This window comes from Vibrio sp. MA40-2, assembly GCF_047302445.1.
Classification (GTDB): Bacteria; Pseudomonadota; Gammaproteobacteria; order Enterobacterales; family Vibrionaceae; genus Vibrio.
In genome coordinates this window covers 102973-117783 of the sequence record NZ_CP178628.1, presented here as the reverse complement: position 1 = coordinate 117783, position 14811 = coordinate 102973, and the positions used below count along the sequence as shown (strand labels likewise).

General features: G+C 40.4%; 11 protein-coding genes. 6 read left to right on the top strand and 5 right to left on the bottom strand.

Annotated elements, in window-relative coordinates; translation table 11 throughout:
* Position 1: 1 nt before the first annotated feature.
* The 4 genes from ACLKML_RS07915 to ACLKML_RS07900 all read left to right on the top strand — a co-directional run bounded on the left by ACLKML_RS07915 (position 2) and on the right by ACLKML_RS07900 (position 3126).
* Positions 2-553 (top strand): DsbE family thiol:disulfide interchange protein, encoded by a 552-nt coding sequence (locus ACLKML_RS07915; protein WP_413284858.1) that lies wholly within the window; start codon positions 2-4, stop codon positions 551-553.
* Positions 553-1056: a cytochrome c-type biogenesis protein gene (locus ACLKML_RS07910; RefSeq protein ID WP_413284857.1), complete on the top strand. Its 504-nt coding sequence runs from the start codon at positions 553-555 to the stop codon at positions 1054-1056. The genes ACLKML_RS07915 and ACLKML_RS07910 overlap by 1 nt, the downstream gene beginning before the upstream one ends.
* A complete protein-coding gene (ccmI, locus tag ACLKML_RS07905; protein ID WP_413284856.1) occupies positions 1056-2270 on the top strand; it encodes a c-type cytochrome biogenesis protein CcmI in 1215 nt (404 codons plus the stop codon). Before ACLKML_RS07910 ends, ccmI begins: the two co-directional genes overlap by 1 nt.
* Positions 2271-2340: 70 nt before the next feature.
* Positions 2341-3126 carry a VacJ family lipoprotein gene (locus tag ACLKML_RS07900; protein WP_413284855.1) on the top strand — a complete coding sequence of 262 codons (786 nt, stop codon included), beginning with the start codon at positions 2341-2343 and terminating at the stop codon, positions 3124-3126.
* Positions 3127-3239: 113 nt separating this feature from the next.
* On the opposite strand, the gene ACLKML_RS07895 is transcribed toward ACLKML_RS07900, so the two are convergent.
* The 4 genes from ACLKML_RS07895 to ACLKML_RS07880 all read right to left on the bottom strand — a co-directional run bounded on the left by ACLKML_RS07895 (position 3240) and on the right by ACLKML_RS07880 (position 7628).
* Positions 3240-4523, bottom strand: a complete 1284-nt coding sequence (locus ACLKML_RS07895; RefSeq protein ID WP_413284854.1) for an outer membrane protein transport protein — start codon at positions 4521-4523, stop codon at positions 3240-3242.
* 294 nt (positions 4524-4817) lie between these two features.
* Positions 4818-6047 carry an outer membrane protein transport protein gene (locus tag ACLKML_RS07890; RefSeq protein ID WP_413285854.1) on the bottom strand — a complete coding sequence of 410 codons (1230 nt, stop codon included), beginning with the start codon at positions 6045-6047 and terminating at the stop codon, positions 4818-4820.
* Between the two features lie 310 nt (positions 6048-6357).
* A complete protein-coding gene (locus ACLKML_RS07885) occupies positions 6358-7074 on the bottom strand; it encodes a DUF3379 family protein (RefSeq protein WP_413284853.1) in 717 nt (238 codons plus the stop codon).
* Positions 7074-7628: a sigma-70 family RNA polymerase sigma factor gene (locus tag ACLKML_RS07880; protein WP_317715543.1), complete on the bottom strand. Its 555-nt coding sequence runs from the start codon at positions 7626-7628 to the stop codon at positions 7074-7076. The genes ACLKML_RS07885 and ACLKML_RS07880 overlap by 1 nt, the downstream gene beginning before the upstream one ends.
* 735 nt (positions 7629-8363) lie before the next feature.
* On the opposite strand from ACLKML_RS07880, the gene fadI reads away from it, so the two are divergent.
* Positions 8364-9671, top strand: a complete 1308-nt coding sequence (gene fadI / locus ACLKML_RS07875; protein WP_413284852.1) for an acetyl-CoA C-acyltransferase FadI — start codon at positions 8364-8366, stop codon at positions 9669-9671.
* Positions 9671-11794: a fatty acid oxidation complex subunit alpha FadJ gene (gene fadJ, locus ACLKML_RS07870; RefSeq protein WP_413284851.1), complete on the top strand. Its 2124-nt coding sequence runs from the start codon at positions 9671-9673 to the stop codon at positions 11792-11794. Before fadI ends, fadJ begins: the two co-directional genes overlap by 1 nt.
* A gap of 57 nt (positions 11795-11851) precedes the next feature.
* Here fadJ and ACLKML_RS07865 read toward each other — a convergent pair whose 3' ends face one another.
* Positions 11852-14647, bottom strand: a complete 2796-nt coding sequence (locus ACLKML_RS07865) for an insulinase family protein (RefSeq protein ID WP_413284850.1) — start codon at positions 14645-14647, stop codon at positions 11852-11854.
* Positions 14648-14811 lie beyond the last annotated feature (164 nt).

Sequence of the window (14811 nt, the reverse complement as noted above, 5' to 3'; positions counted from 1 at the left end):
TATGAATAAGAAAATTTTATTTATCCCCTTCGCTTTGTTTATTGCGTTAGTGGTTGTATTTATTGTTCAACTTTCTAGAAACGCCGATGGTGAAGATCCTACAAAATTAGAATCGGTATTGGTCGGTAAAACAGTACCAGAATTTCGCTTAGAAGATCTAGCTGAGCCGGGTAAATTACATGATCAGGCTATTTTTAAGGGTGAACCATTATTACTTAACGTGTGGGCGACTTGGTGTCCAACTTGTTATGCAGAGCATCAAACATTAAATGAACTTGCTGATCGTGGTGTTAAGATTATCGGTTTGAACTATAAAGATGAGCGCGACAAAGCGATAACTTGGCTTAATGATTTGGGTAACCCATATCTTATTAGCTTGTTTGATGGCGATGGTATGTTAGGACTGGATTTAGGAGTTTATGGTGCTCCTGAAACATTTTTGATCGATGCAAACGGAACTGTTCGTTATCGCCATGTAGGCAATGTTACCTTACAAAATTGGGCTGAAGTATTACAACCTATGTATGCAAAGTTGATTGAGGACGCTAACTAATGAAAAAAATATTAGCGGTATTATTTAGCGTGTTACTTATTTCATTACCAGTTACCGCTGCGATTGATGTGTTTGAATTCGATAATGATCAGCAAGAACAACAGTTTAAGGAATTGAGCCACACACTACGTTGCCCTAAATGTCAAAACAATACTATTAGCGACTCTAATGCTGAATTGGCAAAAGATCTGCGACTTAAAGTTTATGAAATGACCAAGGCAGGTAAATCTAAAGATGAGATCGTCGATTATATGGTTGCTCGCTATGGTAATTTTGTTACCTATAAACCACCGTTTACTATCGCGACATCTATTTTGTGGCTAGGGCCATTATTGGTGGTGTTGATTGGCTTTGGCGTAATAGTGGTTAACAGTAAGAGAAAATCGCAACAATCCGTTTCCTTGGCTGGAGCGGACTCTATTGCTGATGCAAACCAATTAGACGCAGAAGAACAAGCTCGTTTGGATGCTTTATTAAAAGAACAAAATGGAGATAAACAATAATGACGCTTTTTTGGTTATCTACTCTTGTACTCACCTTGATTGGTTGTGCGTTTATTGCGTTACCACTAATGAATAAATCACGTTTTGATGACGAAGCGCGTCGCGATGAGTTAAATAAAGCGTTTTATAAAGACCGTTTACAAGAACTAGCAGCAGAAGTAGATGGTGGAATCGTTAACGACCAAAATGAACTGATTGTTGATCTGAAAAAGTCATTGCTTGAAGATATTCCAGCCAATGATTCGTCTAAACAGTCATTTTCTATCTCACCCAAAATGGTCTTCATATCTTCTGCGCTATTAGTCGCGGTTATTTCTTATGCTATGTATTCTGTGTTTGGTAGTGTGGATAAAGTGCAACATTGGCAAACCATCAACAATAAATTGCCAGCATTAACTGAGAAGTTGATGTCACCAGAGCAGCAGTCATTAACAGAAGATGAGCTTAAAGATCTTAAACTGGCCTTGCGAACTCGATTGCACTATCAAGCTGAGGATGCTCAAGGTTGGTTGTTACTAGGTCGAATAGCCATGGCGGATAGAGACGCGGATACGGCTTTCGGGGCGATGCGAAAAGCCTATGATTTAAACGCTGACGATCCCGATATCAGATTAGGCTACGCTCAGTCGCTTATGATGGCAGAAAATGAACAACAGCAACAACAAGCTCGTTCTATTTTGATTGGATTGTTACAAGACGATTACGTTGATTTACGTGTTTATTCCTTGTTAGCGTTTAATTCTTACCAGAATGGCGCCTACGAAGAAGCGATTCGTTTTTGGCAAACCATGCAAAAGCTCATAGGCCCAGAAGACAATCGTTATAGCATGCTTGACCGAAGTATTCAAAATGCCGAGAAAATGTTAGGTAAACCAGTTACTACAACCAGTGTCCCTATTACGATTACACTTGATGAAAGTGCTCAATTACCTGACCAAGGTGTGTTAATTGTTTCCATTCACGATGGTAATGGTTCTCCAGTACCTATCGCGGCAGCACGCTTTCCTATTGGTAGTTACCCTAGAACGGTTGTTTTAGACGACGCAAATATCATGCTAGAAGGGCAAAGTATTGCTCAACTGGAAACATTAATGGTTAAAGCGCGTATTGATCAAGATGGTGATGTTTCAACCAAAGATAATGATTGGTATGGCGAAAGCCAAGCCGTAAAATTAGGTGATCAAGTTGCAATAACGATTAATAAGCAGTATTAATGTAGCTGTTAATTGGTTAGAGGCTGGTATCGTCCAGCCTTTTTTGTAACTTAAGGGTAAGTTTCTTATTATGTTCGCAACACAAATTAGAGCGACTTTGGTCATTTTGTTCGCCTCGCTTGTCGTTGGTTGCTCTTCTGCACCGAGTAGCACTGACTCAGATCAAGATCTACAACAAACTAATGCAACTGATGAATCTCAAGATGGTGATCCGTTTGAAGGATTTAACCGAGCCATGTGGTCATTGAATTACGATGTGATTGACCCGTATTTATTTCGTCCTGTAGCTCTTGCTTACGTCGACTATACGCCGAGCCCTGTGCGAACAGGCATTGCCAATTTTTTGTCTAATCTTGATGAGCCCGCAAGCATGATAAACGACCTTATCATGGGCAACGGAAAACAAGCTTTAAATCATTTTAACCGATTTTGGATTAACTCCACGTTTGGGCTATTGGGTTTAATCGATATCGCAGGTGCCGCCGGTATTGTAGAAGACGATCGTGCCTTTAGTGATGCTTTAGGGCATTACGGTGTTGGTAACGGGCCTTATTTTATGGTTCCGGCTTATGGGCCTCTGACGACACGAGAATTAACCGACACAGTTGATAGCCTCTATTTACCTTTGTCCTATTTAAATATTTGGACAAGTCTTGGCAAGTGGGCTTTTGAAGGGCTTGAAAGTCGAGCCGCATTGGTTTCCCAAGAACAAATTTTACAGGCGTCGCCCGATCCTTACACCTTTACCAAAGATGTATATTTGCAACGTCGTGATTATAAGGCACAGATAGAGCCAGAAGAATTGAGTGAGGAAGATGAAGATTTCCTCGACGATTATTTAGACGAAGAGTTTTAAATAAAAAAGCCCCTAACGGGGCTTTTTAGTGTTTAGCTAGATCAAATTTGCTCAATATTAAACAAACCTTAATATTAGACAAATATAGCAACTAGCCCACCGTCGTGAGATTCTTAAAATTGATAACTTGCTTGTGCGCCCAGTACCCAAACGTTGCCTGAAACTCCACTGGTGTACGCACCACCTAATGCAGATGCACTATAATCACTGCTACCTCTAGGTTCTGAAATACTGGCATTTTTAGCTAATATATAAGCAAACCCAGCGTCAAAAGTGAGCTTAGGTGACCAAGCATAGCCTGCGCCAATACTTAACCAAGTCCGGTCGGTTTCTGGAATGGTTGCGGTGCGATTTTCATCATCAACTGCTGAAGTGTCGTAAGCTATACCGGTTCTTAGTAACCATTTTTTATCTACTTGATATTCTGCACCAACAGCAAACCGATAACTGTCCTGCCAGTTTTCATCTTTGACTAATTGAGTTCCATAAGCCCCGTCTAATGTGGCTTCGAGTTTTTTAAAGCTGCTCCAATCGGTCCAGTTTATACTCGCAGTAATGGTTGTTTGATCTGAAACTTGCAACATACTGGCTAATTCAGCCGTTGCAGGTAAGGTTAAAGGTAGGTAGCCAGAAACTGAAGATCCAGAACTTAAGCCAAATCCAATACCTTCGGCAGTGCCTTTTAGTTTTAAATCGACTTCTGATTTGTAAGCAAACCCAACACGATGACGCTGATTAATTTGCCATACTGTGCCAATTTGCCAGCCCCAGTCAGTTGTATCGCCTTGCATGTATTTTAGTGTCTCCCCCTCATAACCAGAAGGGGCCTGTGAAGGTGCTGTTGCGCCAAAGTGTCCTTCAGCCATAATATAACGAATACCACCCCCGACACTTATCATGGGTGTTATTTGGTAAGCAAGATTGAGATTGGCTTCCATTGTTGTGACTTCGGCTGTATCACCATAGTGACTGGCAGCGAAATCGTCACCTAGATCTGTAGTCATACCGTAATTGGTACCTAAGGCAAACCCTATGGCTGTCTTATCATTCAGTTTATGTGAAATATAGATATTAGGGATAATGGCATCGTCAGCATAGTCACTACTATTCGCGTCATAGCTATTGCCTGCATAGATTACTTCTCCGTTAACATCTACGTTTGGATTAACATAACTGGCGCCAGCAGATATTTGTGTACCTTCTAAATAGGTTAGCAAGGCAGGATTGCGCCATTGTGAAGCGGCATTATCAGCCATGGCTGCTTCACCGGCAAAGGCTCGACCTAGACCAGTAGCAGAATATTCGCCAAGTTGAAATCCAGCCGCTATCGCAGTTTGACCAAAGGTATTGATTGCACTGAACACTGCAAGTGAAACAAGAGTTTTATTAATTTTCATTATTATTGTTCGCTGAGTTGATTAGAGGGTGTTTTTCTCGAGCGGTATTTTACGAATAGAGTAATTGCTTTAATATTGAAATGTGAATGATTGCTGTAATTCAGGTAATTATGCTGCTATCTATCAAAAATAGGGTTTTAATAATGATGATTGGTCGGACCATTGTTTTTTTCAGCGAACATCTGTGTTATGAAAGAGGCGAAAGTTAGTACAACTGTACGCTGAAGTAGATAAAAAAAGAGCCGGAAATTCCGGCTCTTAATGTAATGGTACTGAACTTAAATCAAGCGTTGATTAGAAGGTACGGCTGTATTGTAAGCCAACTAAAATAGCATCGGCATGAGTCGTGGCGGTTATGCTAGTTCCTAGAGCTGTTGACTCTTCTACATCAACATCTTCACCTAACAAGTAAGTAAAGCCGAAATCAACATTAGATTTTTCGGTTAAGTGGTAGGTAAAGCCAGCAGAAAACCAGTTACGATCAGAATCGGGAACAGAGATAGAAGTGACTTCATCTTGAGCGCTGGTATCATGCATATAACCCGCTCGTAGTGTCCAGTCTTGGTTTAAGAAGTAAGTTCCACCAATGGAATAGTGCATACCATTTTGCCATTCGTAGGTGTTAATAGTGCCTGCATCTTCTGCTTCTAACTTGTCGAATGAGCTCCAACCAATCCATTGAATACTATAGTGTACTGCGAATTTGGTATCTTTTATTTCGTGGTAACCTGAGAATTCCAGTAGGTCAGGCAGTGGCATTAGTACCGTATCAGAACCATCTCCTTGAGGGTAACTCGCATAAGTTACATCGCCCTTAGCTTTGATTTCTGGGCTATAGTGATAGGCTAAACCGAAACGGTTTCTTTCATCTAATTCGTATACAGCACCTAGGTTGAAGCCGAGTGCCCAGCCATTTGCATCGATATCTACTGCAGTAATAGCCGTTCCTGTTATTGCTGGATTTGTTGTTCGGTTGAATTTACCTGAACCATAAACTGCATCCAAGCCTGCACCTACACTCCATTGTTCATTAATACGGTAAGAACCAGCAACACCTAGATTAAAGCTTTTCACATCGGTAGTGCCACCGAATTCTCCAGCAATATAGTCATCATCAAATTGGGTTTTTGTACCAAAATTTGAGTAAGCGTTAACACCCCAAGCAAATTTGTCGTTGACCGGAACAATTAAGTGTAAGTTAGGAGCAACAGAGGTATCGCCAGCATCGTCTTGATTTGCGTCTAAAACACCGTTGTATTTAGCATCCTTTACTTCGATCATTGATGTGATAGTTACAAAGCCCAGTGACATGGCGGTTTCATCAAACATGGCCATGGTTGCAGGGTTACGTGCCATTGATGACGCGTTATCAGCGATAACGGCATCACCAGCAAAGGCGCGACCAAGGCCGGTGGCAGATTGTGCATTAAGTTGGAAGCCGGCGGCTACTGCTTGTTGAGAGGCAAGCGCTATAGTGGCTGCAATAATCGACTTTTTAAACAGACGCGTTTTATTCATTAGTATTTCCTTTGGTAAAAATCGCCTCTTGTCAGTGGGCGTTTTATCAGAGTGCTAACCCTGTATTAATTATTATTCAGAGCAATTGCTCAACTTAATACTGGATCATAAAGCAATATTATAGTGGTTAGAAATCCGACCATTAGCTAATTAGGCGAGAAAATACAAAAAATGGTAGCTAACATACGTGAAATTGCAGGAATTGGCTATGTTTTAGAGTTCTTACTCTAAACGGTTGTTTAAAAGTTAATTATTTGTTAGTGAAATGTTGCATTTTGTGGTTGGAAGCCCTCATTAATCGAGGGCTTATATTAGACTAAAGTCTAGTTTGAATAATAGAGGTAAGATTAGCAGCGATTTTTGGAATGTTTTCACCTTCTTCACCAACTAATATAACGCTAGCTTCACTGATAGGTATCACCTTTCCTGACATGCCATCTTTTTCAAAATCAACAGCTTGCTCACTGGTTTTATTAGTGATAAATAAGGTTACTTTACCTTTATCACCTTGAAAAATGACATGTAGAGCATTAGATTTCCCAAAACCGCAATGATTGAGGTAATAAACATGATAAGGAAATTCTTCGGTGAATTGATAGGCAAATGGGCGTAACTTTGCGTTTATCTGCTCCGAACTTACTTGCTCATCAAGGTTATTAACAAATGGGTACTCATGGATCACATGTTCAACTGCCGTATCGGCTAAACTTGCATGAGCCGAGCCAACCAATAAAGGTGTCCAGTTAATCTGCCCGACAATCAACCCAGCAGCAAACGCAACCGATGCTGCCATTGCTAACATCTGTTTGGTGAAGCTTTTCTTTTGGTTAACAGTACTTTGATTGAATAAAATTCGGTCCGCTAGATCATCAGGTACATCAATTTTCATTGCCTGCTCAATCTTTGCATCTAGATCTAATACGTCGTCTGCAAATTTCTGATTTGCTTTTGCATACTGAATACTATCGCTTATTTCTTGATTGCGAAATTTGGGCTCTGAAAGTATTTGTCGACGAAATTCTAATTCATCCATTATTCAGCTCCTCTTAGGTTTATGACTTTGTTATCTGTGCTCTCAATCATCTCTTTAAGCTGATTTCTAGCTCTAAAGAGTCGAGTCATGACAGTGTTCTTGTTAAGATCAAGAATGTTACCTATCTCTTCGCCACTAAATCCACCAACTACTTGCAGAAAAAGAGGCTCTCTATACTCTGTATCTAGCTTCATTATTTGTGCCTGCATCCACTCTTGCTGATGATGCTTATCATCACTAACCTTGGCGTCGTGGCCGTAATCATCGATATCTACCAGTTCGAGTTGTTTTCTTTCGAATCGTCTAGCATTTTCTCGTCTGAGAATGGTAATCAGCCAAGATTTTGCTGCTTTTTCATCTTGTAAGCTATCTAAAGATTTCCATGCACGAAGGCAGGTTTCCTGTACCAGATCTTCGGCTATGGTTTTATCTTTACATAACCAATAAGCATATCGATACAAGTCTTTGTGATAAGCACGTACAAGTGCTTCGTATTTTCTTTGTTTGTCCATACCAGAGTTGACCGAGGTAGTGGGCTTTTTCTTTCCAAAAATATTAATTATCGACACAAGAGCCTCCGTTTGCTCGTTGTCGTACACGAACTGAATATTGTATTGCCATCCTTTTTAAGGAAAGTAATGCACTTAAATGCTTGAGCCAACTGTTGTTTAGTGAACATCTGTTTAACTGACCGTGTTCTTAATCGCCAATAAATTGATCTACTTCAAAAACTCTTAACTATATCTAGCTATAGTAATTGCAGTTATCTAGCTAGCCTTCTGGGCTAGTGTGTTGAGCAAGATAACTCTTCCTTTTGGAGGCTGACTTTACTTTCTCCTAATCAGGAAACTGATTATTTTCAATTGGCGTGAGTTAATTGTTGTTATATTTATATTCTGACCACACTTAATACGTGTGGTTTTTTTTATTTGTTATTTCTATTGGACATTTATTCCTCGCAATTCTAATTACGATTCACTCCCGCTTTAGTGGCCATTTCCTATTTATTTTAATGACGTTTCAGTATCGAGGACTGATGCTTGCACGACGGCTTAAGCCGTAATGTTAAAATTAGGCGTGATGTCGATCTGATGCTAGCCCATTTTGTTTATATTTAAAACTATTTACTGGTTCAAGTAGCAATAAACAGTCTGTTTCATGGTGGGTAGTTGGCTTAAAAGGTTTGCATTTGTAAATATGCCTCACGTTTATTTAAACGTGCGTTTGAATAATTTAACATTTTCGTTACAATGCAGAGCAGGTCAGACCTTTACGCTAGAGGAGATAAAATGAGTCGCCAAGATATCAGAACGCATTCTGGGGAAAGGATAGCCATTGTGGCAGGGCTTAGAACCCCTTTTGCCCGACAAAGTACAGAGTTGGGCCAAGTCCCTGCTGTAGATTTGGGAAAAATGGTCGTTAATGAACTGTTAGCCAGAACCGAAATTGATCCTCAGTTAATACAACAAGTTGTTTATGGGCAAGTAGTACAAATGCCTGCCGCGCCAAATATTGCCCGTGAAATAGTGTTAGGTAGTAAAATGAATGTTGCTACAGATGCTTATAGTGTGACACGTGCTTGTGCGACCAGTTTCCAAGCATCGGTTAATGTGGCAGAAAGTATTATGGCGGGAAGCATTGATATCGGTATTGCGGGTGGTGCCGATTCATCCTCTGTTTTACCTATTGGCGTGTCTAAGAAATTAGCCGCTAGTTTGCTAGCGCTAAGTAAAGCAAAAACGCTAACACAAAAACTCACCATAGCACGGCAACTGTCACTTCGAGATTTAGCACCAGTTCCTCCTGCTGTAGCGGAATATTCTACCGGGATATCTATGGGGCAGACAGCCGAGCAAATGGCCAAAACTTACGGTATTTCTAGAGCCGATCAAGATGCACTTGCTCATCGATCTCATACTCTAGCTTCGTCTGCATGGAACGATGGAAAAATTCGTGACGAGGTAATGACAGCATTCCCTGAGCCTTATAAAACATGGATCGATCAAGACAATAATATTCGGCATGATTCCAGTTTAGAAAGTTACGCTAAATTACGCCCTGCGTTTGATCGCAAGTATGGCACCGTAACGGCAGCAAATAGCACACCCTTAACCGATGGTGGAGCGGCAGTGATGATAATGAGGGAAGGGCGAGCGAAAGAATTAGGGTTAAACATTATGGGCTTTATTCGTTCGTACGCTTTTTCAGCAATACAGGTTGAATACGATATGTTGATGGGGCCCTCTTACGCAACACCATTGGCACTAGATAGAGCAGGATTATCGTTAGCCGATATTGATGTGATTGAAATGCATGAAGCCTTTGCTGCGCAAACGTTAGCTAATGTAAAAATGTTTGCTAGTGATAAATTTGCCCAACAGAAACTTGGTCGTTCCAAAGCAATTGGTGAGATTGATATGGATAAGTTTAACGTACTAGGCAGTTCAATTGCTTATGGGCATCCATTTGCTGCTACAGGAGCACGAATGATGGTTCAAACCTTAAGAGAATTAAAAAGAAGAGGCGGTGGGTTCGGTCTCACAACGGCTTGTGCTGCTGGTGGCCTCGGTGCTGCAATGATTCTGGAGGTCGAATAATGAGCGAGAATATACAATCCCAATCCAGCTCTTTTCAGCTCACTATTGATGAAGACAATATTGCTTGGCTTGCGCTTGATGTTGCTGATGAGACGATGAATGTGCTCAAAGCCGATTTAATTGAGGCGATTGAATCACTGCTGAGTGATTTTGAAACCAATACCAATGATATTAAGGGCGCAGTTATTTACTCAGCTAAGCCTGACAGTTTTATTGCTGGTGCAGATGTAAAAATGTTAGATGCTTGTCAGTCTATTGATGAAGCAGAAGCGTTAGCTAAGCGCGGACAGGATGTTTTTGATCGATTGGCTGCTTTGCCATTTTCCGTGGTAGCGGCTATTCATGGTATTTGTCTTGGTGGTGGCCTTGAGCTGTCGTTAGCGTGTGATTATCGAGTATGTTCTGATGATGATAAAACACGCTTAGGTTTACCCGAAGTTCAGTTAGGGTTATTGCCAGGTTCGGGAGGAACTCAGAGACTGCCGCGTCTGATTGGTTTGCTACCATCACTTGATATTATTCTAACTGGCAAGCAAGTGAGAGCTAAAAAAGCCCAAAAATTGGGCATGGTTGATGCGAGTGTGCCAACATCTATTTTGTTGGATGTCGCCAAAACATTCGCACAAAAAACTAAACGTAAAATTATTACACCGAACAAAGAAAAACTCATTTCAAGAAATGGCTTGATGAGAAAATTAGTATTTGATCAAGCGGCTAAAAAAACGCAGAAAAAAACACGCAATAATTATCCAGCAGCCGATGCTATTTTAAACGTGATTAAATTCGGTTTAGAGCAAGGTATGAAAAAAGGCCTAGAATATGAAGCTCGTGAGTTTGCTAAACTGGTTATGACCAGTGAATCAAAGGCATTACGTTCCATATTTTTCGCAACCACTGAAATGAAAAAAGACAATGGTACCGATGCTTCTCCTGCGGCGATTTCATCTATTGGTGTTTTAGGGGGCGGATTGATGGGGGCAGGTATTAGTCATGTCAGTGTGGCTAAAGCGCAGGTTCCGGTACGTATTAAAGATGTTGCAAATGACGGCGTACTCAATGCACTTAATTATAATTTTAAGTTGTTTTCCAAGCTGAAAAAACGTCGAATTTTATCTAACGCTCAAGTACAAAAAAAAATGCTGCAACTGTCTGGCGGTACTGATTTTACTGCGTTTAATCAAGCCGATATGGTGATTGAGGCGGTATTTGAAGATTTAGACTTAAAACAACAAATGGTTGCCGACGTCGAAGATAATGCACAAATAAGTACTATTTTTGCAACTAACACATCATCACTGCCCATTCATAAAATAGCAGAAAAATCGCAGCGACCAGAGCAGATCATTGGTCTGCATTATTTCAGTCCAGCAGAAAAGATGCCATTGGTTGAAATTATCCCGCACGATAATACTTCAGATAAAACGATTGCCACTGTGGTTAACTTTGCAAGAAAACAAGGTAAAACACCGATTGTGGTAAAAGACCAAGCAGGTTTTTATGTTAATCGCATTTTAGCGCCTTATATGAACGAATCCGCTCACTTGTTAATGAATGGCGAACCGATAGAGTCAATAGATTATGCATTGTTGGAGTTTGGATTCCCTGTCGGGCCAATAGCTTTGCTTGATGAAGTGGGCATTGATATCGGTGCCAAGATTATGCCGATTCTAGTGAATGAACTAGGTGATCGCTTTCAAGGTCCTGATGTATTTGATGTTCTGCTTAATGACAAGCGTAAAGGGCGAAAAAGTGGTAAGGGTTTCTATAGTTATAAAGGTAAGAAGAAGCAAGTGGATAAATCTGTCTACACCTTATTGAACGTGGTGCCTGAGTCAACAATCCCTCAGCAAGATGTAGCGTTACGTTGTGTTTTCCCTATGCTTAATGAAGCGGTACGATGTTTGGACGATGGCATTATTCGAAGCGCGCGGGATGGTGATATTGGGGCTATCTTTGGTATTGGTTTCCCGCCGTTTCTTGGAGGACCGTTTAGGTATATGGATCAGGTGGGTATTACTGAGATTGTTGAAAAAATGCAGCAGTTTTCACTCCAGTACGGTGATCGGTTTGCGCCATGTGATGGGTTAGTGAAGCGAGCAGAACAAGGGCAAAGTTTTTATTGATAATTTGCCTTACTTGGAAACGGGCTAAGGTAACTAACCTTAGCCCGTTTTTTCATGTTAGCCTAATTCGGTATCTTTAGTTCGTTGTTGGAACGCTTCGATACAGTCAATTTCTGTTCCTACACTAAGTGGATTAGCATTAAGGTGATTGTTACCTTTCGAGTGCATGATTAAGCGGGTCGCGGTTCTTGGTTTTAGAATATTGACAACAAAGCGGATCATGTCGACTCTAGATAAGGTATCTAATTTTTGTATTACCTGTTCTTTTTGGTCAAAGGTATGATCTTTATTGCCTATTGCCACCCAAAAACGTTGTGCACGGCTGCGTAAGTTATTATCTGGTGTCGCAATTTGGTTCCTCAGCCCCTTTTTGCTGCTTTGCCATTGAGATTCGTTCAGTTCAAGTAAAACCATATAAAATGCATTCAGAAAATCATCAATCGCTGCTAAAAGCTCTTTTGGCGCGTATTTTGGTGATTGAATATATAAGACTAATCCTGGGTGACGATTTAACGGCATATTACCTGTGCCTACCATGTAACCAAGCTGTTGTTTAGTTCTTATCTCATTGAAAAACGCTGCGGACATCAAGTGGTTGGCTAAAGTGTACATCGCAATGTTGTCGGGGCTAGTATCCTGAGATTGATAGTAAACTACAATTGCAGAATCATCTTGATTACAATCGACACTGCGCTGGAATGTGCCACCATCTTCACCAAGCATAATTAAAGGTCTGAGAGATTCCTCATATTGTTGGTTTTGTACTCGCATTGCGTGTTTTATCGTGTCTGCTATTGCAATCGCTTGTGATTGTGCCCAGTCACCATAAACAAACATCTCTATATGCAACTCAGCCAATATGGCGTCGACAAAATTAGATAGCTCATCAACTTGAATCGTTTCCAAAGCTTCAATCAATGCTGCATAGGGCGGGTTGTTTGGCTGTAATAATCCGGTCATTGCATTGAATAACTGAGATATAGGCCGATCTTTGGCTGCATTTTTCCAGCTACGTAACATCTGTTTTTTAATCAGTTTAAATCTGTCTGAGCTGAATTCTCGTTTGGCAAATTGGGTGAGAATCATTGCGAGTAATTCAGGTTGCTTTTGGCTAAATCCCGAAATAGAAAGCGTAATTCCACCTTGATGAGCATAAATATTATAGCCCATGCCTGCAATTTCCGCCGGATAAGTACGCTTGGCTAGAGAATCTAAAAACATCTCCACACACAAGCGCATTTTGACGATTTTTCTTGCGGTAGAGACGGCATGAGGGCTATCTATTGCGATATAAATAACCCCTTTGGGTACTCTAAACTCGGTTTCTTGTAGGTGCCAAAGTCTAAATCCCGGTTGTGTTTCAATGAGAGTGGGGTGTATTGAATCACTTTCTAATGGTTTCGGGTCAAGGTCATAACAGATAAATGGGTTTACTTCTGGCAACGTTAACTGTGGATTTAAGCTTGGCTTAGTCCACAATTTTATTTGCTCATCACTAAACTTTTTGACTGAATAAGGAGTGAAATACCATTTAGCTTGCTTATCAAATGTTTGTTCTGGCGCACTTTTATCATCAGCGACCAGCGTAATTCGAGCGTTGTCGGCAGTTAAGTAATTGAGTTGAGCAGTTAATAATGTTTGATCATAATGGGACATTTTGTAGTCGCCATAGATTACATCTTCTTCTGGGTAATGGTGTAGATTCATCACCAAGTGGCTGACCATATCCAAAGGACGCGTTTTTTCTTGATAGCGAAAAGCCGATTCAAGCACGGCTTGCTTTTCTTCGAATCGCCACTTGGCGACGCCATCCATTTTAATTAATTCGATAAATTCAAATATAGTTTTAATTATTTGGTCTGTCTGTCTGAGTCCTCTTCCGGTTAAATTGACGCTAATGGTAAACTCTCGAAAGTTACTTCCGCTTACGCCACCTCCTGCCGCTAATGATGTGATCCATTTCTTTTGTTTAAGAAAAAGCATCAAACTGCCTTCGCCTTCATAACCGAGCAAATGCGCAAAGTAGGATAACGGTTTAGTGCTGTAATACTTAGACATGTTGGGAAAATTGAATGATAGAGTTAGCTTTCTGGAATCTTTTATTGGCTTAATTTTGACAAAAAGGCCTTTATCTTGCTGACGTATCAAGTTTTCGGTTATGGTTTTTCCTGCTAATTGTTTGTCTTTAATTGGCGAGAATTTTTCAGAGATCCAATTTTCAATTACATCAAGTGGTTGTGGAGCAACAATTGCCAGAGTCATTAAATCTGCGGAGTACTTCTGTTGATAGAAGGCAATAATTTCGTCACGAATGGTGGTATCTTGTCGGTCGGCTAATGTTTCTTTATTGCCGACAGAAAATTTGGCAAATGGATGCAAAGGATTGATAACTTCCTTATGTACTTGATATAAACGCCTCGTATCATCTTTCAGTTTTAGATGATATTCAGAATCTACCGCTCGACGTTCTTTATCAAGAGCTTCAGGATTAAAAAGTGGTGAGATAAAAAATTGGCTAAACCGATTTAGGGCTTTTTCTGTTAATTTGGGCGATATATCGAAAAAGAAACAGGTGTGCTCTGTGCCTGTCCAAGCATTATTGCTACCGCCGTGCCGACTAATGAAGGTTTGAAAATCACCAATCTTCGGGTATTTTTCTGTGCCCAAAAATAGCATATGTTCCAGATAATGCGCTAATCCTTCTCTGTCTTGCGGATCATCGTAATGTCCAACATTGACTGACAGTGCTACAGCCGATTTTCGAGCGGAAAAATCTTCAATTAGGAGGGCTCGTAACCCATTATTTAATGTTATATAGCGGTATTGGTTACTGTCATTTGGGCTTAGATGCACAAGGTATCTCCAAGTAAAAAGAGAAGGATATTTTTGACACTTTTCACGTAACTTTGAACTCCATAAATTATAATGCCAGACTTTTTGATTAAGGTAATTGATAAATTTATAATAATTTGCTTTGCTAAATAGTATAGCTCTGTTATTTGTTTACTAAAGTTTGT

What these genes read in the sequence shown, in the direction of transcription:
- ACLKML_RS07915 (WP_413284858.1), top strand. Translation starts at nt 2, where the DNA reads ATGAATAAGAAAATTTTATTTATCCCCTTCGCTTTGTTTATTGCGTTA.
- ACLKML_RS07885 (WP_413284853.1), bottom strand. Translation starts at nt 7,074, where the DNA reads ATGGATGAATTAGAATTTCGTCGACAAATACTTTCAGAGCCCAAATTT.
- fadI (WP_413284852.1), top strand. Translation starts at nt 8,364, where the DNA reads ATGAGTCGCCAAGATATCAGAACGCATTCTGGGGAAAGGATAGCCATT.
- ccmI (WP_413284856.1), top strand. Translation starts at nt 1,056, where the DNA reads ATGACGCTTTTTTGGTTATCTACTCTTGTACTCACCTTGATTGGTTGT.
- fadJ (WP_413284851.1), top strand. Translation starts at nt 9,671, where the DNA reads ATGAGCGAGAATATACAATCCCAATCCAGCTCTTTTCAGCTCACTATT.
- ACLKML_RS07900 (WP_413284855.1), top strand. Translation starts at nt 2,341, where the DNA reads ATGTTCGCAACACAAATTAGAGCGACTTTGGTCATTTTGTTCGCCTCG.
- ACLKML_RS07895 (WP_413284854.1), bottom strand. Translation starts at nt 4,523, where the DNA reads ATGAAAATTAATAAAACTCTTGTTTCACTTGCAGTGTTCAGTGCAATC.
- ACLKML_RS07910 (WP_413284857.1), top strand. Translation starts at nt 553, where the DNA reads ATGAAAAAAATATTAGCGGTATTATTTAGCGTGTTACTTATTTCATTA.